The 20046-nt window shown below is 72.4% G+C and carries 18 protein-coding genes, 1 tRNA gene and 1 pseudogene; 16 read left to right on the top strand and 4 right to left on the bottom strand.

Annotation, left to right across the window (positions count from 1 at the left end):
• Nucleotides 1–4: 4 nt before the first annotated feature.
• The 6 genes from Q9250_RS09315 (at nt 5) to Q9250_RS09290 (ending at nt 4819) form a co-directional block, all read left to right on the top strand.
• Nucleotides 5–904 (top strand): LysR family transcriptional regulator, encoded by a 900-nt coding sequence (locus Q9250_RS09315; protein WP_306231594.1) that lies wholly within the window; start codon nt 5–7, stop codon nt 902–904.
• 46 nt (nt 905–950) lie between these two features.
• Complete coding sequence (locus tag Q9250_RS09310) at nt 951–1712, top strand: dienelactone hydrolase family protein (RefSeq protein ID WP_306231593.1); 762 nt, start codon at nt 951–953, stop codon at nt 1710–1712.
• A 72-nt stretch (nt 1713–1784) separates the two neighbouring features.
• Complete coding sequence (locus Q9250_RS09305; RefSeq protein ID WP_306231592.1) at nt 1785–3068, top strand: FAD-dependent monooxygenase; 1284 nt, start codon at nt 1785–1787, stop codon at nt 3066–3068.
• A 2-nt stretch (nt 3069–3070) separates the two neighbouring features.
• The gene (locus Q9250_RS09300) at nt 3071–3532 is read left to right on the top strand and encodes a DUF4440 domain-containing protein (protein ID WP_306233971.1); all 462 of its coding nucleotides are present in this window, start codon (nt 3071–3073) and stop codon (nt 3530–3532) included.
• Entirely contained in the window at nt 3529–4428 is a 900-nt protein-coding gene (locus tag Q9250_RS09295; protein WP_306231590.1) for a fumarylacetoacetate hydrolase family protein, read from the top strand. Before Q9250_RS09300 ends, Q9250_RS09295 begins: the two co-directional genes overlap by 4 nt.
• Before the next feature lie 4 nt (nt 4429–4432).
• On the top strand, nt 4433–4819 hold the full coding sequence (locus Q9250_RS09290; RefSeq protein ID WP_306231589.1) for a RidA family protein: 387 nt from the start codon (nt 4433–4435) through the stop codon (nt 4817–4819).
• Nucleotides 4820–5504: 685 nt separating this feature from the next.
• On the opposite strand, the pseudogene Q9250_RS09285 reads toward Q9250_RS09290, so the two are convergent.
• Both Q9250_RS09285 and Q9250_RS09280 read right to left on the bottom strand, forming a co-directional pair.
• Nucleotides 5505–5774, bottom strand: a pseudogene (locus tag Q9250_RS09285) (HNH endonuclease); the annotation flags it as partial.
• 1350 nt (nt 5775–7124) lie between these two features.
• Nucleotides 7125–8081 (bottom strand): NAD(P)-dependent alcohol dehydrogenase, encoded by a 957-nt coding sequence (locus Q9250_RS09280; protein ID WP_306231588.1) that lies wholly within the window; start codon nt 8079–8081, stop codon nt 7125–7127.
• 212 nt (nt 8082–8293) lie between these two features.
• On the opposite strand from Q9250_RS09280, the gene Q9250_RS09275 reads away from it, so the two are divergent.
• Together Q9250_RS09275 and Q9250_RS09270 are read left to right on the top strand one after the other, a co-directional pair.
• Complete coding sequence (locus Q9250_RS09275) at nt 8294–9427, top strand: FAD-dependent oxidoreductase (RefSeq protein ID WP_306231586.1); 1134 nt, start codon at nt 8294–8296, stop codon at nt 9425–9427.
• Nucleotides 9428–9471: 44 nt separating this feature from the next.
• On the top strand, nt 9472–10008 hold the full coding sequence (locus Q9250_RS09270; RefSeq protein ID WP_306231585.1) for a MarR family winged helix-turn-helix transcriptional regulator: 537 nt from the start codon (nt 9472–9474) through the stop codon (nt 10006–10008).
• Here Q9250_RS09270 and Q9250_RS09265 read toward each other — a convergent pair.
• Nucleotides 10005–10577 carry an HhH-GPD-type base excision DNA repair protein gene (locus Q9250_RS09265; RefSeq protein WP_306231584.1) on the bottom strand — a complete coding sequence of 191 codons (573 nt, stop codon included), beginning with the start codon at nt 10575–10577 and terminating at the stop codon, nt 10005–10007. The two genes, Q9250_RS09270 and Q9250_RS09265, sit on opposite strands and share 4 nt — an antisense overlap.
• A 401-nt stretch (nt 10578–10978) precedes the next feature.
• Between Q9250_RS09265 and Q9250_RS09260 the strand changes: the two genes are divergently transcribed.
• The 7 genes from Q9250_RS09260 to Q9250_RS09230 all read left to right on the top strand — a co-directional run bounded on the left by Q9250_RS09260 (nt 10979) and on the right by Q9250_RS09230 (nt 18861).
• On the top strand, nt 10979–11239 hold the full coding sequence (locus Q9250_RS09260; protein ID WP_306231583.1) for a hypothetical protein: 261 nt from the start codon (nt 10979–10981) through the stop codon (nt 11237–11239).
• A 55-nt stretch (nt 11240–11294) separates the two neighbouring features.
• Complete coding sequence (locus tag Q9250_RS09255) at nt 11295–12668, top strand: glucose-6-phosphate dehydrogenase (protein ID WP_306231582.1); 1374 nt, start codon at nt 11295–11297, stop codon at nt 12666–12668.
• A gap of 231 nt (nt 12669–12899) precedes the next feature.
• Complete coding sequence (locus Q9250_RS09250; protein WP_306231581.1) at nt 12900–13481, top strand: protein-L-isoaspartate O-methyltransferase family protein; 582 nt, start codon at nt 12900–12902, stop codon at nt 13479–13481.
• Nucleotides 13482–13554: 73 nt separating this feature from the next.
• Complete coding sequence (locus Q9250_RS09245) at nt 13555–14730, top strand: M24 family metallopeptidase (RefSeq protein ID WP_306231580.1); 1176 nt, start codon at nt 13555–13557, stop codon at nt 14728–14730.
• Entirely contained in the window at nt 14727–15929 is a 1203-nt protein-coding gene (locus tag Q9250_RS09240; protein ID WP_306231579.1) for a M20 family metallopeptidase, read from the top strand. Before Q9250_RS09245 ends, Q9250_RS09240 begins: the two co-directional genes overlap by 4 nt.
• Before the next feature lie 81 nt (nt 15930–16010).
• Nucleotides 16011–17501 (top strand): MFS transporter, encoded by a 1491-nt coding sequence (locus Q9250_RS09235; protein ID WP_306231578.1) that lies wholly within the window; start codon nt 16011–16013, stop codon nt 17499–17501.
• A 187-nt stretch (nt 17502–17688) separates the two neighbouring features.
• A complete protein-coding gene (locus tag Q9250_RS09230; RefSeq protein WP_306231577.1) occupies nt 17689–18861 on the top strand; it encodes a zinc-dependent alcohol dehydrogenase in 1173 nt (390 codons plus the stop codon).
• 154 nt (nt 18862–19015) lie between these two features.
• On the opposite strand, the gene Q9250_RS09225 is transcribed toward Q9250_RS09230, so the two are convergent.
• Nucleotides 19016–19097: transfer RNA gene (locus tag Q9250_RS09225), tRNA-Tyr, on the bottom strand.
• 91 nt (nt 19098–19188) lie between these two features.
• On the opposite strand from Q9250_RS09225, the gene Q9250_RS09220 reads away from it, so the two are divergent.
• Nucleotides 19189–19992 carry an inositol monophosphatase family protein gene (locus Q9250_RS09220; RefSeq protein WP_306231576.1) on the top strand — a complete coding sequence of 268 codons (804 nt, stop codon included), beginning with the start codon at nt 19189–19191 and terminating at the stop codon, nt 19990–19992.
• The last annotated feature ends 54 nt before the right edge of the window (nt 19993–20046 follow it).

The raw sequence follows: 20046 nt of genomic DNA, 5'->3' as shown, positions 1-20046 counted from the left end.
GATCGTGGATCGGTTCGCCGTCATGCGCACACTGGTCTCGGTCGCTCATGCGCCCTCGTTCAGCGCGGCGGCGGCAGAGCTGAACATCTCGCCCTCGCTGGTCTCGCGGCACGTGGCCGACCTGGAGAGCCAGCTCGGGGTGCGGCTCGTGAACCGCACGGCCCGCTCGGTGAGCCTGACGCCCGACGGCACGCAGTACGCGGAGTTCGCCGAGCGCATCCTCGTGGAGATCGAGGATCAGGATGCCCAGCTCACGCAGACCAAGGCGTCGGCCGAGGGCCGGCTGTCGATCATCAGCCCGAAGTGGATCGGCCTGCAGGAGCTGGGCCTCGCGATCGGCGCGTTCCGGCACGAGCACCCGGGCATCAGGGTGCGGCTGCAGCTGGGCGGCATCTCGGATCGCCTGCACGACTTCCTCGATCAGGGCTTCGACATCGCCTTCCACGCGCGGCACCCCGCCGATTCGCGGGTGAAGGTGCGGCGCATCACCGACCTGCCGTTCATGCTGGCCGCGTCGCAGGACTACCTGGCGCTGCGGGGAACGCCGGAGTCGCCGGGCGACCTCGGCGAGCACGACCTGCTGACGCACACGGGCGACCCGGTGTGGCATCTGGGCGAGGGCGACGATGCCACCCGGCTGCGGGTGCAGAACCCCGCGGTGACCGCGAACGCCTACTCGATCATCGAGCAGATGATCGAGCTGGGCTGCGGCATCGGGCACGTGCCGCGCACGCTGGTGCAGCACTCGGAGCGGGTCGACGAGGTGGTCGAGGTGCTGCCCGACCTGCCGCCGCCGACGCGCTCGCTCTACGCGGTGCACGCGCCGGGCGACGCCACCCCGGAGCGGGTCAAGATCTTCCTGAACTTCATCACCGACTGGTTCAAGCACTCGCGCCCCGCCTGACGGGGCGACGGGATGCCCTCCCGTCCACGCCCCCGGAAGGTGCGCCATGGCTGCGCTGATCGCTCGCGACATCGAGCACATCCACGACGGCACCCGCATGCTGGGGCTGCTCGTCGCACCGGAGACGACCGCCGGGCACCAGGCCGGGCTGCCCACGGTGCTGCTGCTGCACGACGCGTTCGGCATCGGCGAGCACCTGATCGCGCAGGCCCGGCGATACGCCTCGCTCGGCTTCGCGGTCTTCGCCGCCGACATCTGGGGCGACCGCCGAACGCCTGGGGGCGGCGCCGAGATCGGGCCGCTGATCGGCGCGATGGCCGCAGACAGAGGCGAGTGGATGGGTCGGGTCGCGGCCGCGCACACGGTCGCGGCCGCGCAGCCCGAGGTCGACCCGGCGCGCATCGTCGCGATCGGGTACTGCTTCGGCGGTGCCGGCGCGCTCGAGTACGTGCGCACCGGCGGCGATGTGCTCGGCGCGGTCAGCATCCACGGCGGCCTCGACCTGCTCGACCGCGACTGGTCGGCTCCCACCCGGGGCGCGAGCGCGCTCATCTGCACCGGCTCGGCAGACCCCATGGCCACGCGCGGGCAGCGCGAGGCGCTGCTCGACGACCTCGACGCCGCCGGCATCGAGTGGGAGCTCGACCTCTACAGCGGCGTCGAGCACGCGTTCACGAATCCGAAGAGCGACCTGCCCGGCATGCCGCCGGGCGTCGCGTACAGCGCGCGAGCCTCCGAGCGGGCATGGCAGGCCACCAGCCAGTTCCTCGCCGACCTGTTCGCCACCCAGACCGCCGACGTCGTCTGACCGTCGGAACCCATCCACCTCATCCGAACCACGCCGTGCGCGCGAGGATGCGCGCACCACGAGAGGAGCACCATGCTCGACATCGCCATCATCGGCGCAGGCCCCGGGGGCCTCGTCACCGCGCTGCGGCTGCACGCCCAAGGCTTCAGCCCGGTCATCTACGAGTCGGTCCCCGAGCTCAAGCCGCTCGGCGTCGGCGTCGACATCAAGGTCTACGGCGTCAAGGAGATCGAGGAGCTGGGACTGCTCGAGGAGTTCCGCGCGATGTCGGTCGATGCGGTCGACTCGATCTTCTTCAACCACTACGGCCAGGAGATCTACGCCGAGAAGTGCGGCGTGCACATGGGCTACGAGCACGAGCAGCGCTTCGTGCACCGCGGCTCGCTGCAGATGCTCTTCTACCGCACCGTGCTCGAGCGCCTCGGCGCCGACTCGGTCGTGCTCGGCGCCCGCGTCGTCGGCTACGCGCAGGACGACGCGGGCGTCACGCTCGACATCGAGCACCGCGACGGGTCGACCTCGCAGGTGCGCCACGACGCCGCCATCGCCGCGGACGGCATCAAGTCGCCCGTGCGCCGGCAGATGCACCCGAACCAGTCGGAGCCGGTCTACTCGGGCATCACGATGTACCGCGGCACGACGCTGCGCGAGCCGATCCGCGACGGCCACACGATCCTGCACATCGGCGACCCGCGCATCTCGACGATGATCGTCTACCCGATCGCCGACGACTTCGAGGGCACCGGCAAGCAGCTCATCAACTGGGTCGTCGAGGTCGAGGCGGAGGAGACCATCGAGGACTGGAACCAGCTCGGGTCGGTGGACGACATCGTGCCGCTCTACGAGACGGTGGACATCGACTTCGTCGACGTGCAGCAGCTCATGCGCGACGCTCGCGAGGTCTACCTCTTCCCCCTCATCCGCCACGAGCCGCTCGACGACTGGGTCGACGGGCGCGTGGTGCTGCTCGGCGACGCGGCGCACGCGATGTACCCGCGCGGCGGCAACGGCGTCTGCCAGGCCTTCCTCGATGCCCGCGTCGTCGCCGAGCAGCTCGCCGCCCACGACGACCCGCACGACGCGTTCGTCGCCTACGACGAGGCCCGTCGGGTGCCGGTGAACCGCATCATCATGTCGATGCGCGGCGAGGGATACGAGGTGATCCGCCGCATGGTCGCCGAGCGCACCGACGGCAAGCCCTTCTGCGACATCGAGCAGGTGCTGCCGCTCGCCGAGGCCGACGAGATCTTCTCCGGCTACCACCGCCTCGTCGGCCAGCCCCGACCCGGCGTCGACCAGATCGAGGCGACCGGCTTCCGCACCTGGGAAGTCGCCAGCGAGAGCGCTGCGTCGTGACCATGGCGACCACCGCATCCGTCGTCGTGGCCGACGAGGCCACCGCAGCCGCGCTGCGCGCCGTCGAGGAGCGCCGCCTGCAGGCGCTGCTCGAGGGCGACCTCGACACGCTGGACGACCTGTTCGACGCGTCGCTCGTGCACATCCACGCGCCGGGCCTGTCGCACACCAAGCAGCAGCTGCTCGAGCACGTCGCGATGCGGCGGCCCTACCTGGGCACCAGCCGCGGCGAGCTCACGATCCGCCTCGTCGGCGACGTAGCGATCATGACCGGCGAGCTCGTCAACCGCCTGCGCACCAAGGAGGGCGGCGAGCGCACGCTGGGCGGCGTCGCCACCCAGGTGCTCGTGCGCGCCGACGACGCGGCGCTCGGCTGGCGCTTCCTGTCGTTCCAGATGACGCCCGCGGGCGAGCAGGCATGGGGCACGCTGCCCTCGGAGCAGGCCAAGGGGGCCCGCGCATGAGGCTCGCCAGGTTCCGCGCCGGCGACGGTGGCATCCGCATCGGCCGCGTCGACGGCGACACGCTCGTGGACGTCAGCGACGTGCCCGGCGTCGGCACCTCGCTCAAGGCGATCCTGCCCCGACTGGCCGAGCTGCGGCCCGCGATCGAGGGCGCGACCGGGGCGACCCACGCGCTGGTCGACGTGCACCTCGAGGCGCCGATCGACGACCCGCAGAAGTACCTCGGCATCGGCATGAACTACAAGGAGCACGCCGAGGAGGCCGCGGCTGCGGGCATCCCCACGCCGACCAGCCAGCTGTGGTTCAACAAGCAGGTCTCCTGCATCGTCGGCCCGCACGACGACATCCACAAGCCGATCGTGTCGGATGCGCTCGACTACGAGATCGAGCTGGCCGTCGTGATCGGCCGGGCCTGCCGGCACGTCTCGGTGGAGGACGCCCGCTCGGTGATCGCCGGCTACCTGGTGGCGAACGACGTGTCGGTGCGCGACTGGCTCCAGAAGCGCTCCCCCACGTTCACGCTCGGCAAGTCGTTCGACACGCACGGGCCCATCGGTCCATGGCTGACGACCGACGACGAGATCGCCGATCCCCTCGACCTGCGCATGCGGCTCACCGTCAACGGCGAGGTGCGGCAGGACTTCCAGACCAACGACATGATCTACGACATCTACGAGCAGATCGCCTACCTGTCGCAGGTGATGACGCTGCAGCCGGGCGACATCCTCGCCACCGGCACGCCAGCGGGGATCGGCGCGCCGACCGGCAGGTTCCTCAAGGTCGGCGACGTGGTCCGTGCCGAGATCGAAGGACTCGGCGCCATCGAGAACACCGTGGTCGCCGAGCCCGCTCCCACGCAGCTGCGCGGGCGAGACTCCGAGCCTGCGGCACGATAGCCGCATGGCCCGCCGCGTCAGCATCCACATCCCCGGCTTCTCGCACGAGAACCCGATCCCCGCGGCGAGCCGCATCGGGCAGCACCTCTCCTCCGGGGTGCTGACCGGTCGCGACCCGCAGACCGGCGCGATGGCGGAGGGGCTCGACGCCCAGATGGCCGTCGTCTTCGGCCACATCCGGGCGCTCATGACCGCCGCCGGCGGCTCGACCGACAACATCCTCAAGCTCACCTTCTGGCTCGCCGACTACCGCGACCGCGACGCGCTCAACCGCGAGTGGCTCGCGATGTTCCCGGATGCGTCGTCGCGCCCGGCGAGACAGGTGGTCGCTGCGCAGCTCGACGGCGGCGCGCTCGTGCACGCCGACCTGGTCGCAGTGCTCGCCGACTGAGCTCGCCGCCGCCGGTGCCGTGCCGGTGTCGTCTGCTCTGACCGCATGCCCGGCAACCGCTCGGCCGACGACCGCTCGTCCGTCCATCATCTGCGGAGACGCATGTGCGGGAACCGGAGATCGGCTCTTGCCGGGCACGCCGCCCCGCTGGCTGCCGCCGCTCGCGCATCGAGCCCAGCATGCAGGCGCGACTCGACCGCGGACGGATCGCGCCGCCGACGCCGCCGGCGCTGTCGGCGCTGATCGACGATGGCCGGTTCGACCCGCCTCGGCCGATCCAAGCGTCGACTCGCTGACGGTGGTCGCTCGGGGACACGGACCGCGAGATCGGGCGCGGAGANGACGGTGGTCGCTCGGGGACACGGACCGCGAGATCGGGCGCGGAGACCGCGGCCATGCTGTCGCTCGTGCGACCCGCGGCCATGCTGTCGCTCGTGCGACCCGCGGCCATGCTGTCGCTCGTGCGACCCGCGGCCATGCTGTCGCTCGTGCGGCCCGCGGGCTTGCCGCCCGCTGGCTCGCCCGAGTCGTCGACAGGTCGCGCCAGCGATGCTGCGGCATCAGCGGGGTCGGGCTGCGGCAGCAGTGCCATGCGGGAGAGGCGCACCGGCGCCAGCCGGGCGACGATGCGCCAGCTGCCCGGCCCGCGGCCGGTGGGCTCGACCCGCAGCCTGCCGGCGTGCACCTCGTGATGGTGGTGCGAGCACAGCAGGATCCCATTGTCGAGGTCGGTGGCGCCGCCGGCCTGCCAGGCGACGATGTGGTGCGCCTCGCACCACGCCGGCGGGGCCCCGCACCCCTTGACCGCGCAACCCCGGTCGCGCCGCGCGAGCGCACGTCGTTGCGCTCGCGTGAACAGCCGTTCGGTGCGACCCAGGACCAGCGTGTGGTGATGCTCATCGGCGATGGAGAGCTGCACGTCTCCGTCGCACACGAGGCGGTCGACCCACGCCATCGGCAGCAGGTCGCCGGTGTGCTCGACGGTGAGGTAGCCGGCGGTGTGGCGGATGCCCTGCAGGTAGACCTGGTAGGCCGCGATGGTGCCGCTGAGCACGAGCACCGGCGGCTCCCCGCCCGCCTTCGGCGCGCGGGTCCCGGCCGCCTCGCGGAGGATCCCGACAAGCACGTCGTGGCGCTTCTGCTCGAGCGTGCGCTCGTCATGCGCTTCAATCACCGGCGTCCCGCCGTCGCCACCCGAGCCCCCGTCGTCACCGTCGCGGCCGTCGCGGCCGTCGCCACAATGGGCTTCGCTGCCGTCGGTCCCCTCGCGCACGCCTGACGCGGCGGGATCGATGTCGTCACGGAAGCGCACCTCCACGCGCGGCCCTGTGAACGCATCCAGCAGTGCCTTGAGGGCCGAGCCCTCCTCGGCGGGACTGATGATCTCGGTGCGCCACATGCCGTCGCGCCGCCTGTGGATGGAGGCCGAGCGCAGCGTCCGCTGCCGCTCGGCGTCGGGCAGGATCCCGTCGGGGTCGAGGATCGCGGCATAGAGGCGGCCCTGCTCCGTCAGCAGCTCGGGCCCGAGCGGCCACTCGGCGTCGACCGCCGCATCGACGAGCGCCCCCTCTGCCCAGGTCAGCTCGTCGGCGGCGGCGCGCGGCGCCGCCGGTTCGAGCACCCGCACGATCGACAGCGCCTGGGGTAGCGACAGCGCACCCTCGTCGAGCGCGACTCCCACCTGCGGGAAGCGGGCCGGAACCGGGGTGCCGGAGACGCCGACAGCGCTCGCCGTGGCGGTCGCGAGCAGCAGCAGATCGGCCGCCGCCCGCGAGCGCGACCCGAACGCGGTCGCGATCGCCTCCTTCGCGCTGCGCGCACCGAGCTTCTTGCACAGCGACTGCTCGGCCGCACCCCTCGAGCGCTCCGCGACCTCGCCGGCGATGCGCACCTGCAGCGCATCGACGGCTCGGGAGAGCTCGGCGACGCCGCCGAGCAGCTCGGTCACGACTGCGTCGGACGCGAGGGACAGCGATGACGAACGGCCCAGCAACGATCGAGCCGATCGCACCGCATGGACAAGGTCGGTCAGCGCGGGATCGCCCGCCTCGACCGTGCCCTGCTCCATCGTCGGCACCATCGCCTCCCGTCATCGCGGCCCGCGTCGGCGTGAGCATCGGCGGCCTTCGAACGTCTGTTGGGAACAGACTATCGAGAGCCGCTGACATGCGCTTCGATGAAGGCCAACGCTGTGGAGAAGCCGACCCCCGTCGGACGACGGGCCGGCGTCGGTCCCTCGGCTCAGGCTGCACCGCCAGACCGCCGCCCCGCTGCCCCCCTGCCCCGCCGCCCCGCTGCCCGAGCGTCAGGGCATCTCGACGACGATCTTGCCGAGGGCGTCTCCGGCCGCGAGCCGCGCGAGCGCCGCAGGCGCCTCGTCGAAGGGGTGCACGCCGTCGATGGCGCGGTCGACGTCGTCGACGGTGAGCATGGCAGTGACCTCCTCGAGCAGCGTGCGCGACTGCGGCACCACCAGCATCCGCACGCGCTTGCCCGTCGCCCGACCGAGCAGGGGCCCGGCGATCGCGGTCGCCAGCAGCACCCCGGTGCTGCCGCCCACGACGAGGTACGCGCCCTGGGGCCGCAGCGTCCGATGCACCCGTTGCGGGCCGCGATGCCCGATCAGGTCGACGATGCGGTCGTAGGACGCTCGCTCATCGGCCCAGTCGTGCGCGGCGAAGTCGACCGTGCGGTCCGCGCCGGCGCGGACCATGTGCGCCGCCTTGCCGGCGCGATCGACGGCGGTGACCTGCGCGCCGAGCTGCCGAGCCAGTGCCAGCACGAAGGCGCCGCCGGAGCCGCCCGCGCCGTTCACGAGCACACGGTCGCCCGCGTGCAGCCCGGCGGTGGCGCGCAGCGCGATGCACCCGGCCTGCGGGATCGCCGCGGCCTGCACGAACGAGAGGGCTGGTGGCTTCGGCGCGAGCAGCCGAGCGGACGCCACGGCGTACTCCGCCAGCGCCCCGCGGTAGCCCTCGAGCTCGCCGAACACCTCGTCGCCGGGCACGAAGGCGCTGACCCCGGCGCCGACCGCCTCGACCGTGCCGGCCACGTCGGAGCCCGGCACCGGATGGCGCGGGCGCCGCAGCCCGCCCAGGCGGGCGTAGAGCGGCCGGCCCGCGAGGTGCTCGCGATCCGAGCCGTTGAGCGACGCCGCCCGCACGCGCACGAGCACCTGGCCCTCGCCGGGCTGGGGCACGGGCCGCTCGCCCATGCGCAGGGCCTCGGGCGGCCCGTAGCCATCCTGGATCAGCGCTCGCATCGTGGCTCCCTCGCAGGTCGTCGCCAGCGTAGCCCCGGCGCGAGACCTGCCGACCGTCTGCTGCGGTCATGCACCGAGCGCAACCTGAGGGTGCACGCAGAGCATCGCACCGCATCCGACCCCTATGTGAAGATATATATGTCGATTGGTAGATCGACGGCCCGTTGGTCCGGCGCAAGGGTGCGTCGGCGGGCCGGAGCGAGGGACACCCCATGAACCGCAGCATCCTGGTCGTCGGCGGAGGCATCGGCGGGCTCGCCACCGCCATCGCGCTCCGAGCGAACGCCGGCTTCGACGTCACCGTCATCGAGAAGCACGCCGACGTGCACTCCTCCGTCTGGGGCGTGGGCATCATCCAGCCCGCCAATGCGATGCGCGCGCTCGACGCGATCGGCTGCGCCGAGGCCTGCATGGCCGACGGCTACGGCGCCACCGAGTGGGGCTCGATGTACGACGTCGACGGCAACCTGCTGTTCGACATGAAGGCGACGAAGATCGAGGGCGGCGACTACCCCGCGATGAACGGCATCACGCGGCCGCGCCTGCACGAGATCCTGACGTCGAGGGCGCTCGAAGTGGGCGTCGAGATCGTCTACTCGACCGACTTCGTCTCGCTCGAGCAGGGTGCGTCGGGCGTCACCGTGCACGCCTCCGACGGCCGCGAGCGCCGATTCGACCTGGTCGTCGGCGCCGACGGCGTGCGCTCGGTGGTGCGCAACCACGTGCTCGACGAGGAGCTGCGCCCGTACTACATCGGCCAGAGCGCCTTCCGCGTCAACATGCCCCGCCTGCCCGAGATCGACCGCATCCTGCTGCAGCCCGGCCCCGGCGGCATGGCCGGCTTCGTGCCGATCGGCAAGGATCTCGCCTACTTCTTCCTGAACATCGAGGTCGAGCGCGACCAGCGCCCGAAGGGCGACGACGTCTACCCGGCGCTGGTCGAGAAGCTCAAGGGGTTCAACGGCCTCACGGGGCGGTTCCGCGACGAGTTCCTCGAGGAGGGCGCCGACATCGTCATCCGCCCCGAGGAGTCGCTCATCTCGCCCGCGCCGTGGCACCGCGGCCGCGTGGTGCTCATCGGCGACGCCGTGCACACCGTCACGCCGCACCTCGGCCAGGGCGCCGCGCAGGCCATCGAGGACGGCATCGTGCTCGCCGAGGAGCTCGCGAAGAACGACGACTTCGAGGCCGCCTTCGACGCCTACACGGAGCGCCGCTACGAGCGCTGCAAGCTGGTCGTCGACACGTGCCTCGCGATCGCCGAGTGGGAGAAGGGCAAGAAGCCCGGCTTCGACAACATCGCCGCGACCAACCTGGTGCTCGACACCCTGGCCCAGCCCTACTGATCGACCGGCTCGGCGGCGCGAGCGCGAAACCTAGACTGACGCACATGAAGCGCAGCCCGGGAGACGCGAGCGCGCCGCCGGCGCTCGCCGCCGCGCCGCAGCTCGCGATGACGCTGCGCGAGATCGCCTGGGCCATCCACCGCCATGCCCCCGAGCGTGCCGACGTCGGGCCGATCCCCACCACCGAGATCGCGCTGCTGAAGCAGGTCGTCGACTCCCCCGGCGCGACCGTCGGCGAGCTCGCCAGGGTGCTCGGCCTCAAGCAGTCGAACACCAGCGCCGCCCTGCGGGCGCTCAGCGAGCGCGGGCTCGTGGCGCGCGAGACCAGCGCCGAGGATCGCCGCGTCGTGCGCGTCTGGGCCACCGAGGCGGGCACCGCCGAGCACGAGGCGATCGCCGAGGCGTGGACGGCAGACATCGTGCGCGCCGTCGAGGCGCTGCCCGCCGACGAGCGCGCGTCGCTCGAGGCCGCCGCTGTCGCGCTCGCCCGCCTGCAGCAGGCCCTGCGCGGCGGCGAGGCCTTGCGAGGCGGCGAGGCCTTGCGCGGCGGAGAGCGCCCGCGCGGCGGCGAGCCGTCCTAGCCCTTCGCGGCCCCCTTCGCCGCCTGCTTCGTGGCGCGCACCTCGGCGAGCGACGCCGCGTCGGTGATGTCGGCCACCGAGCGCTTCGCGCCCTCCTCGCCGTATGGGGCCGACGCATCCACCCACCCCGCTCCCGTGAAGCCGGCCCGCTTGCCGAGCAGCGCCAGGAAGATGCGCGCCTTCTGGGCGCCGAAGCCGGGCAGCGCCTCGAGCCGGCGCAGCACCTCCGGCCCGTCGGGGTCGCCCTGCCGCCAGATCGCGCCGGCGTCGCCGCCCCACTCGTCGGCGACGACCGCGGCCAGCTGCTGCACGCGCTTCGCCATCGAGCCGGGGAAGCGGTGCACGGCCGGCTTCTCGGCGAACGCCGCCTGGAACGCCTCCGGATCCATCGTGGCGATGGCGGATGCGTCGAGGCCGTCGAGCCGCTCGCGCAGCTTCGCGGGCCCCGCGAACGCCGTCTCCATCGGCACCTGCTGGTCGAGCAGCATGCCCGTGAGCAGCGCGAAGTCGTCGTCGGAGAGCAGGCGGTCGGCGTCGGCGTCGCCGGTGATGTGGAGGTCGCGCGTCATGCGCCCACCCTGCCACTCCCTGCCGCGCTGTGGAACACGACCCGGAACACGCCGCGAACACGCCGCGCCCCCGCCTGGTCACGACAGGCGGGGGCGCTGCACGACTATTGTGACAGCGTTACAGCGGACGGCAAAGAGCTCGACCCCAGCAAGAGCCGAGCAACGGCCCAGCAAGTGCCCGCGATCGCGGGTCCTCGGGCCCGCGACCTCCCGGCGTTCTCCGAGCNTCGACAATATGAGGAGCGGTCATCGTGAGATGTCCTTTCGAGTGGGTTGCAGGAGATTCCTCGAAGGACCACCACGGTGACCGCGCCCACGTCCAAGACGCTGAGGCCAGCCACCGAGCGGCTACACCACTTTATGGGGCACTACTCCGAGCCGTCGCGCGAGAGGATGGATGCATGCAGACCAAACGCTCCAACGCCTGGGCATGGTGGGCCTTCTGGATCGGCCTCGGCGGCCTGATCCTCATGCCGATCCCGTTCTTCATCGGCTTCTTCCTCGGCGGCGGCGGTGCCGTGATCGCGGGCATCCTGGCGATCATCGCGCTCCTCAAGTCTCGGCACAGCGGCGGGAAGGGCGTCGCCCCTGCCGTGCTCGCGCTTGTGTTCGTGGCCCTGACCTTCTGGGGCATCTCCAACGGCGGCGGCATCATCTGGTGATCCGGGCGAGCTGACAGCCCAGCCGCCGCCCGCACGAGCGTGCTTGGATCGGGCCATGGCCACCACGCCGACCACCACCCTGCTCATCCTCGGCGCCTCCGGCGACCTCACCAGCCGACTGCTGCTGCCGGGCATCGCGACGCTGCTGCGCGACCAGCCCTCGCGCCGCGTCTCGATCGTCGGCGCCGATCTGCGCGAGCTGACGGCCGACGAGTGGCAGCTGCGCGTGCGCACCGCGCTGCAGCTCGACGGCGTGCTGCACGCCGGCACCGAGGCCGCGCTCGCCTCGACGCGCTACGTCGCCTCCGACGCCACCGATCCGGAGGCGCTCCGCGCCCTGCTCGGCTCGATCGACGCCGAGCGGCTCGTGATCTACTTCGCGCTGCCGCCGCACGTGACCGAGCTGGTCTGCGGCACGCTCGAGCAGGTCGGCGTGCCCGACGGCACGATCCTCGCGATCGAGAAGCCGTTCGGCGACAGCCTCGAGTCGGCGCGCCGGCTGAACGCCCTGGTCACGCGCATCGTGCCGGAGGAGCGGGTCTTCCGCATCGACCACTTCCTCGGCCTGCACACCGTGCTCAACCTCCTCGGCCTGCGCTTCGCCAACCGCCTGCTCGAGCGCACCTGGGATCGCGACAGCATCGAGCGCGTCGAGATCCTCTACGACGAGACGGTGACGCTCGAGGGCCGCGCCGGCTACTACGACCGCAACGGCGCGCTGCGCGACATGATCCAGTCGCACCTGCTGCAGATCATGGCCCTCATCGCGATCGAGCCGATCGCGAGCGTCGATGCCCGCGACCTGCGCGACGCCGTCGGCCAGGTGCTGCGCGCGGCGACCGTCGTCGATGTCGAGCGCCACTCGCGACGGGCCCGCTACACGGCCGGGAGCGTCGAGGGGCGCGACGTGCCCGACTACGTGGCCGAGGCGGGCGTCGATGCCGCGCGCGGCACCGAGACGCTGGCCGAGGTGCAGGTCGAGATCGCCACCTCGCGATGGGCGGGCGTGCCGTTCATCCTGCGGTCGGGCAAGTCGCTCGAAGGCGTGCGCAAGCGCGCGATCGTGCACTGGAAGCAGCCCGCGCACGTGCCGCGCGGGCTCGCGGGCCGCGACACCCCCGACCGCTTCGTGATCGACTTCAAGCCCGACGGCTTCGAGCTGCACCTGACGACCAACGGCAAGGGCGATCCGTTCACGATGGAGCAGACGGTGCTCCGCGGCGAGCTGGGCGGCGGAGCGCTGCTGCCCTACGGCGAGGTGCTGGGCGCCATCCTCGACGCCGACCCGCGCCTGGCCGTGCGTGGCGACGCCGCCGAGGAGTGCTGGCGCATCGTCGAGCCGGTGCTGGCGGCGTGGCGGGCGGATGCGGTGCCCATGCAGGAGTACCGGGCCGGCTCCCGTGGTCCACGGGGGTGGCGCTCGAACTGAGGCCTGTCCGCGACCGGCGGACGAGGAATGCCGCGACGCTCACGCCCGCCGACGCTCCACAGGCGCGCCGCCGAACGTTGCGTCCGCTGGGCGGCAGGCGTACAGTCGCGGCCAAGACCAGCGGTGCGGACCGACCAGGCGCCTTCACCATCACTTGCGATAGAGCAAGCGCCGATGTGCCAGTCCGCACCGCTCTTTCGTGCCCGCACGGCCGCGAGTAGCCTGCCGGGCATGGAGGGGCTGCGAGTCGAGGCGGAGACATCGCGGCGCGTGCGCGAGGCCATGGTGGCGGCCCCCCGCGAGCGCTTCCTGCCGCCCGTCGTGCGGCATCTCGCCCCCGTCGACCGGCCGGTCGGGATCGGCTTCGACGCCACGAACTCGCAGCCCTCGACGGTCGCGCGCATGCTCGAGCTGCTCGACGCGCGGCCGGGGCACCGCGTGCTCGACGTCGGGGCAGGCTCCGGCTGGACCACCGCGATCCTCGAGGCGCTCGGCGCCGCGGCCGTCGGCGTCGAGATCGTGCCGGAGCTGGTCGACTTCGCCAACGCCAACCTCGAGGCGCAGGGAGCGGATGCGCGGGTGCGGCAGGCGACCCCGGGCCTCCTCGGCCTTCCGGACGAGGGGCCGTGGGACCGCATCCTCGTCTCGGCCGACTTCGGGCGGATGCCGGATGCCCTCGTCGCGCAGCTGGCGGAGGGCGGCCGGATGGTCGCGCCGATCGTCGGGCTGATGCAGGTCGTCGACCTGCGCGACGGCTCACCGCACGTGCGCACGGATCGCGGCAGGTACGCGTTCGTGCCCCTGCAGGGGTAGGCGCGCGGTGCCGCTCGGATCGGCCTCCCTGGGCACGGCGCATAGGGTGGTCGGCACCGAACGAGGAGGCTGCGTGCACCCGACCCGCGAAGAGCACGACGAGCGGCTCGCCCGCACCCGTGCGCGCATGCAGCGCTCCGGGCTCGACGGGCTGGTGGTGGTCGACCCGGCCAACCTCCACTACCTGACGGGCTACGACGCCTGGTCGTTCTACATGCCGCAGCTGCTGTTCGTGCCGCTGGTGGGCGAGCCCCTGCTCATCATGCGCGCGATGGACGCGGGCGGCGCGCACCGCACCGCGCAGACCCCGCCGGAGCGCATCCTCGGCTACCCCGAGTCGCTCGTGCACCAGCGCGACGTGCACCCCTACGACGGGGCGGCGCAGCAGCTGCGCGAGCACGGCTTCGCGCAGCGCGGCCGCATCGGCTACGAGGCCGAGGCGCACTTCCTCACCGTCGGCGCCTTCCACGCGCTCGAGCGCGGCCTGCCCGAGTGGCAGCTGATCGACGCGCACGACCTCGTCAACTGGGTGCGGCTGGTGAAGAGCGAGCACGAGCTCGCGCTGATGCGCTCCGCGGGCCGCATCGCGAGCGCCGCGATGCAGGCCGGCATCGACGCGCTCAGCGAGGGCGTGCGGCTCAACGACGTCGCCGCGGCGATCCAGTACGCGCAGACCACCGGCGTCGACGGGGCCGAGGGCGACTACCCGGCGATCGTGCCGATGCTGCCGACGGGCGAGTCGGCCGACACCCCGCACCTGACGTTCAGCGCACGCCGGGTCGAGGCGGGCGAGGCGGTCTCGATCGAGCTCGCCGGCACCCACCGTCGCTATCACGCGCCGCTGGCGCGCACCGTGTCGCTCGGCCGCCCCGAGGCGCGCCTGGCGGGCCTCGCCGACATCGCCGCCGAGGGCCTGCAGGCGGTGCTCGACGGCATGCGACCCGGCCGCGTGGTCGCCGACGTGCACGGCATCTGGCGCGAGCACCTCGCGCAGCACGCCATCGAGAAGCCCTCGCGCCTGGGCTACTCGATCGGCATCGGCTACCCGCCCGACTGGGGCGAGCGCACCGTGTCGATCCGCGAGGACGACCTGACCGTCATCGAGCCCGGCATGTGCCTGCACATCATCGCTGGCATGTGGATGGACGGGTACGGCTGCGAGCTGAGCGAGTCGGTGGCGATCACCGCCACGGGCGTCGAGCTGCTCACCTCGGCGCCGCGCGAGCTGATCGTCGTGGGGGCCGCGTGACCGCTGCCCGACCCGCTCCCGACGCGGCAGACGTCGCGGCGGCACTCGCGCTCGTCGACGAGGCGACGATCGTCGCCGACGCCTCCTCGCTGATCCTCGCCGCGAGCGAGAACCCGGGCGGCACCGAGCTCGTCGCCGTGCGGGTGCTCGAGTCGATCGCCTCGCGCCTGGGCGGCCGCAGCCGCCGCACGCTCGTCGCGCCGGGGCGCCCCAACGTGTCGATCCGCTTCGGCCCGGACGCCGACGTCCGCACCCCGGGCATCCTCGTGCTGGGGCACTCCGACGTGGTGCCCGCGGGCACCGGGTGGAGCGCCGACCCCTTCAACCCCCGGGTCGAGCAGGGCTGGCTGACCGGTCGCGGCGCCGCCGACATGAAGGGCGGGCTCGCCGCGGCGCTGCAGGCGATGGCCGCCGTGCACCGGGTGCGGCCCGACCTGCCCCTCGAGCTGCTCGTCACCGTCGACGAGGAGGATCTCGCCACCGGCATCGTCGCGCACCTGGAGCAGCCGCCGGCGCCCTACCGGGCCTGCATCGTCGCCGAGCCGACCGACCTCGCCGTGGTCGTCGCCTGCCGCGGCGCCGCGAACCTGCGCGTCGACGTGCGCGGGCGCGCAGCCCACGCCGGCCGCCCCGAGGACGGCGCGAACGCCATCACCGCCGCGGCCCGCATCGCCGCCTGGGTCGCCGACGACCACGAGCGGATGCGTCGCCACGCGGGCGGGCTGCTTGGCTCGGCCACGTGGAGCGTCGGGCGCATCGAGGGCGGCCACGGCACGTCGATCGTCCCCGACGCGTGCACCCTGCTCATCGACCGTCGGCTCATGCCCGGCGAGACGGGCGCCGCCGCGCTCGCGCAGCTCGAGGCGGGGATCGCCCGCGCGACGGACGGCACCGGCTGCCTCGCTGCGGCCTCCCTGCTGATGGAGATGCCGGGCTTCGAGACGGCCACGACGCATCCGCTCGTGGTCTGCGCCGTCGACGCGCTCGTCGCCGAGGGCGCGAGCGCGCCCGTCGAGGCCTGGACGGCCGCCTGCGAGGGCGGCTTCATCGCCCAGCACCACGGCTGCCCGACCGTCATCCTCGGCCCGGGCGACATCACCGGCCAGGCCCACCAGCCCGACGAGCGGGTGCGCATCGCCGACCTCGCGACCGCCGCGCGCGCCTACGCGCGCCTGCTCCTGGCGCTCGCCGAGCCCTGATCCACCGCCCAGCACCCACCCTGCACCGCACCTACCCTGCACCACCAAGCACGATCCGACCCCTCAAGGAGAGATACGGCCATGACCGAGCAGACAGCACAGGGCCACCCGCCCACCGAGCCGCCCCCCATCACGCGTGAGCTCGACCTCTCGCCCATCCAGCGCAAGACCGTCAAGAAGTCGGTGCTCGGCGCGATGGCGGGCAACGCCATCGAGTGGTTCGACTACGGCATCTACGGCTACCTGGCCGTCCACCTCTCGCAGCAGATCTTCGGCGGCTCGGAGAACGCGATCCTCTGGACGCTGTTCGGCTTCGCCGTCTCGTTCCTCATCCGCCCCATCGGCGGCGCGGTGCTCGGCCCGCTCGGCGACCGCATCGGGCGCCAGAAGGTGCTCGTCTTCACCATCCTGATGATCTCGCTCGCGACCGCGGCGATCGGCCTGCTGCCGACCTTCGACACGGTCGGCTGGCTCGCGCCCATCCTGCTGTTCCTGCTGCGCATCATCCAGGGCTTCTCGGCCGGCGGCGAGTACGCCGGCGCCGCCGTCTACATGGCCGAGCACGCGCCGGACGACCGGCGCGGCTTCTGGGGCTCGTTCCTCGAGTTCGGCACCCTGCTCGGCTTCTCGATGGCCGCGATCCTGGTCACGGGGCTCGAGCTCATCGTCGGACCGGAGGGCATGGCCGCGGGCTGGTGGCGCCTGCCGTTCCTGCTCACGCTGCCGCTCGGCATCGTCGCGCTGCTCATGCGCCGCAACCTGCACGACTCCGAGACCTTCACCGAGGCGAAGGCGCAGGACACCCGCACGAGCGCGTGGCAGGTGCTGCGCGACGTGGTGACGAAGCAGCCGAAGCAGCTGCTGAAGATCATGGGCATCACGATCCTGATCAACACCGCGTTCTACCTCGTGCTCACCTACATGCCCACCTTCCTCACCACCTCCCTCGACATGGACGCGACGCAGTCGGGCCTCATGCTCGTGGGCGTGCAGCTGGTGATGATGGCGGTGATCATCCCGCTGGGAGCCCTCACCGACCGCATCGGCAGGCGGCCGGTGCTGCTGACGGCGGCGATCGGCTTCACGCTCTTCTCGGTGCCGGCGATCATGCTGCTCAACACCGGCAACATCGTGCTGCAGGTGCTGGGACTGGCGATCTTCGGCCTCTTCCTCGTGATGCTGCTGTGCAACATCTCGGCGACGCTGCCGGCGCTGTTCCCGACCACGGTGCGCTACGCGGGCTTCGCGCTCGGCTACAACGTCGCCACCTCGCTGCTGGGCGGCCCCGCCGGGCTCATCAACGAGGCGCTCATCCAGAGCACCGGCTCGACGCTCGTGCCCGGCTTCTACATGACCGTCGCCGGCATCATCGGGCTGGTCGCGATCCTGACCTTCAACGAGACCGCGGGGCGCAGCCTGCGCGGCGACGTCGTGCCCGGCGACGACGACCTCGACCGGGTCGCGATCGGCGAGTCGCTGATCGGCAAGGTGCACGACCCGGCGGGCGAGCTCGAGCAGGTGCAGGCGGCAGCCGCCGGCTCGGACGAGGCGCGCAGGCGCGACACCGACTGACCAGCGCCGACCGACCAGCGCCGACCGACCAGCGCCGACCGACCGCACGACGACGGATGCGCTCCGCACCACCGGTGGGAGCGCATCCGTCGGTCGCGGCCCGGCACCCGCTCCGCGCGGTCGCCGACCCCGAACCCTGGGAGTCGGCCGATATCGGCGTGTACCCCACCGGCGTACGGTCGTCGCCATGCGAGCACTCACCTGGCAGGGAAAGCGCAAGGTCTCGGTGGAGGAGGTGCCGGACCCTGTGCTGCAGGAGCCGACCGACGCCATCATCCGCGTGACGTCGACGGCGATCTGCGGCTCCGACCTGCACCTCTACGAGCTGTTCGCGCCGTTCCTGAGCAAGGGCGACGTGCTCGGCCACGAGACGATGGGCGTGGTCGAGCAGGTCGGCTCGGAGGTCACCGCCATCGCGCCCGGCGACCGCGTCGTCATCCCCTTCGTGATCGCCTGCGGCCACTGCTTCATGTGCGCCAGGGGCCTCACGACGCAGTGCGAGACCACGCAGAACCGCGATCAGGGCACCGGTGCGACGCTCTACGGCTACACCTCGCTCTACGGCTCCGTGCCGGGCGGGCAGGCCGAGCGCCTGCGCGTGCCGCTCGCCGACTTCAACGCGACGAAGGTGGGCGACGCGCTGCCCGACGACCGCTACCTGTTCCTGAGCGACATCCTGCCGACCGCCTGGCAGGGCGTCGCCTACGCCGACCTGCTGCCCGGCAGCACCCTCGGCGTCATGGGGCTCGGCCCGGTGGGACAGTTCGCGGCGCGCATCGGCCGCCACCTCGGGCACCGCGTGATCGCCGTCGACCCGGTGCCGGAGCGCCGCGCGATGGCCGAGCGCCACGGCGTCGAGGCGCTCGACCTCGACGACCCGGTGACCGCGCTCCGCGACCTCACCGACGGCCGCGGCCCCGACGCGATCGTCGACGCCGTCGGCATGGAGGCGCACGGCTCGGGCGCGGCGGCCCTCGCGCAGCACGCGATCGGCCTGCTGCCCGATGCCGCGGCCCGGCCGCTCATGCAGGAGGCGGGCCTCGACCGGCTCGCGGCGCTGATGGCGTCGTTCGATGCCGTGCGGCGCGGCGGCACCGTCTCGCTCAGCGGCGTCTACGTCGGCACCGCCGACCCGATGCCGATGATGACCCTGTTCGACAAGCAGATCTCGATCCGCATGGGGCAGTGCAACGTGCAGACCTGGCGGGATGCGCTGCTGCCGCTCGTCGAGGACCCTGCAGACCCGCTCGGCGTCGAGGACCTCGTGACCCACCGCGTGCCGCTCGATCGCGCGCCCGAGATGTACGAGACCTTCCAGAAGAAGGAGGACGGCTGCATCAAGGTGGTGCTGCAGCCTTGACGCCGCAGCACGCAATGTCGCAGCGCGACGTTGCGTGCGGAGGGGTCAAGGTCGAGTAGGCGGCCGCAGGCCCCCGTATCGAGCTTGTGGGGCGCCTGCCGCGCCGCCGTGGGGTCGACTCAGGTGAGACCTATGTCGCGACTCATCACAAGCGTGGCGAGTGAGGGATTCGAACCCCCGAATGCTGAGCAGTCTGATTTACAGTCAGATCCCTTTGGCCGCTTGGGTAACTCGCCGTGGCCGGTCACGGCCGCCGTCCAGCATACATGGCCCACAGCCGGCCCGACGACTCCGGCGGGGCGGCGCCGGGCCGGGTAGGTTCGACGCATGCGCGAGCTCCACGAGCTGAACATCGGTCTGGCCCTCGAGGCCGCAGCGCTCGCCCGCACCCGGCGCCGGGCAGGCGTCGAGGTGGCGGCGAGCAAGTCGAGCCTCGTCGACATCGTCACCCAGGCCGATCGCGACGTCGAGCGCCTGGTGGTCGACCGCATCCGCGCCGCCCGCCCCGACGACGGCATCCTCGGCGAGGAGGGCACCAGCGTCGCCGGCACCTCTGGCCTCACCTGGGTGATCGACCCCATCGACGGCACCGTCAACTACTTCTACGACATCCCCGCCTACGCCGTGTCGATCGCGCTGGTCGAGGGCGACCCCGATCCGGCCACCTGGCACGCGCTCTCCGGCGTGGTCGTCAACGCGGCGACGGGGGAGCGCTTCGACGCGCTCCGGGGCGAGGGCGCGCGGCTCGACGGCCGTCCGATCCGGGTGGCGGATGCGGTGCCGCCCGCGACCGCGCTCGTGGGCACGGGATTCGGGTACGACGCGCAGCGGCGGCAGCGGCAGGCCGCGATCGTGCAGCACCTGATCGGCTCGGTCCGTGACATCCGCCGCATCGGCAGCGCAGCGCTCGATCTCGCGAGCGTCGCCGCGGGCAGGCTGAACGCCTACTACGAAGTGGGCCTGCAGCCGTGGGATCTGGCTGCTGGCGCGCTGATCGTCGAGGAGGCGGGCGGTGCCGTGCGCGGCTGGCAGGGCGCGCCCGCGGGCTCCGGATTCCTGCTCGCGGCTCACCCGGCGCTGGCCGACGACCTGCTCGAGCTGCTCTCGCCGATGCCCATCGGCGAGGTCTGAGCCTTGTCACGCCGTTACCCAGCCGTTATATTGGAGACTTCGAGCCAACACCGA

Source organism: Agrococcus beijingensis, assembly GCF_030758955.1.
Lineage (GTDB): Bacteria > Actinomycetota > Actinomycetes > Actinomycetales > Microbacteriaceae > Agrococcus > Agrococcus beijingensis.
Note: the sequence above shows the minus strand (reverse complement) of the source record. Positions and strands in the feature narration are given on the sequence as shown.

Excerpts from the sequence above, each read along its gene's own strand:
- Q9250_RS09255 (WP_306231582.1), top strand. The coding sequence starts at position 11,295 with ATGGCCACCACGCCGACCACCACCCTGCTCATCCTCGGCGCCTCCGGC.
- Q9250_RS09265 (WP_306231584.1), bottom strand. The coding sequence starts at position 10,577 with ATGACGCGCGACCTCCACATCACCGGCGACGCCGACGCCGACCGCCTG.
- Q9250_RS09290 (WP_306231589.1), top strand. The coding sequence starts at position 4,433 with ATGGCCCGCCGCGTCAGCATCCACATCCCCGGCTTCTCGCACGAGAAC.
- Q9250_RS09275 (WP_306231586.1), top strand. The coding sequence starts at position 8,294 with ATGAACCGCAGCATCCTGGTCGTCGGCGGAGGCATCGGCGGGCTCGCC.
- Q9250_RS09250 (WP_306231581.1), top strand. The coding sequence starts at position 12,900 with ATGGAGGGGCTGCGAGTCGAGGCGGAGACATCGCGGCGCGTGCGCGAG.
- Q9250_RS09300 (WP_306233971.1), top strand. The coding sequence starts at position 3,071 with ATGGCGACCACCGCATCCGTCGTCGTGGCCGACGAGGCCACCGCAGCC.
- Q9250_RS09305 (WP_306231592.1), top strand. The coding sequence starts at position 1,785 with ATGCTCGACATCGCCATCATCGGCGCAGGCCCCGGGGGCCTCGTCACC.
- Q9250_RS09235 (WP_306231578.1), top strand. The coding sequence starts at position 16,011 with ATGACCGAGCAGACAGCACAGGGCCACCCGCCCACCGAGCCGCCCCCC.
- Q9250_RS09280 (WP_306231588.1), bottom strand. The coding sequence starts at position 8,081 with ATGCGAGCGCTGATCCAGGATGGCTACGGGCCGCCCGAGGCCCTGCGC.
- Q9250_RS09260 (WP_306231583.1), top strand. The coding sequence starts at position 10,979 with ATGCAGACCAAACGCTCCAACGCCTGGGCATGGTGGGCCTTCTGGATC.
- Q9250_RS09295 (WP_306231590.1), top strand. The coding sequence starts at position 3,529 with ATGAGGCTCGCCAGGTTCCGCGCCGGCGACGGTGGCATCCGCATCGGC.
- Q9250_RS09270 (WP_306231585.1), top strand. The coding sequence starts at position 9,472 with ATGAAGCGCAGCCCGGGAGACGCGAGCGCGCCGCCGGCGCTCGCCGCC.
- Q9250_RS09230 (WP_306231577.1), top strand. The coding sequence starts at position 17,689 with ATGCGAGCACTCACCTGGCAGGGAAAGCGCAAGGTCTCGGTGGAGGAG.
- Q9250_RS09310 (WP_306231593.1), top strand. The coding sequence starts at position 951 with ATGGCTGCGCTGATCGCTCGCGACATCGAGCACATCCACGACGGCACC.
- Q9250_RS09220 (WP_306231576.1), top strand. The coding sequence starts at position 19,189 with ATGCGCGAGCTCCACGAGCTGAACATCGGTCTGGCCCTCGAGGCCGCA.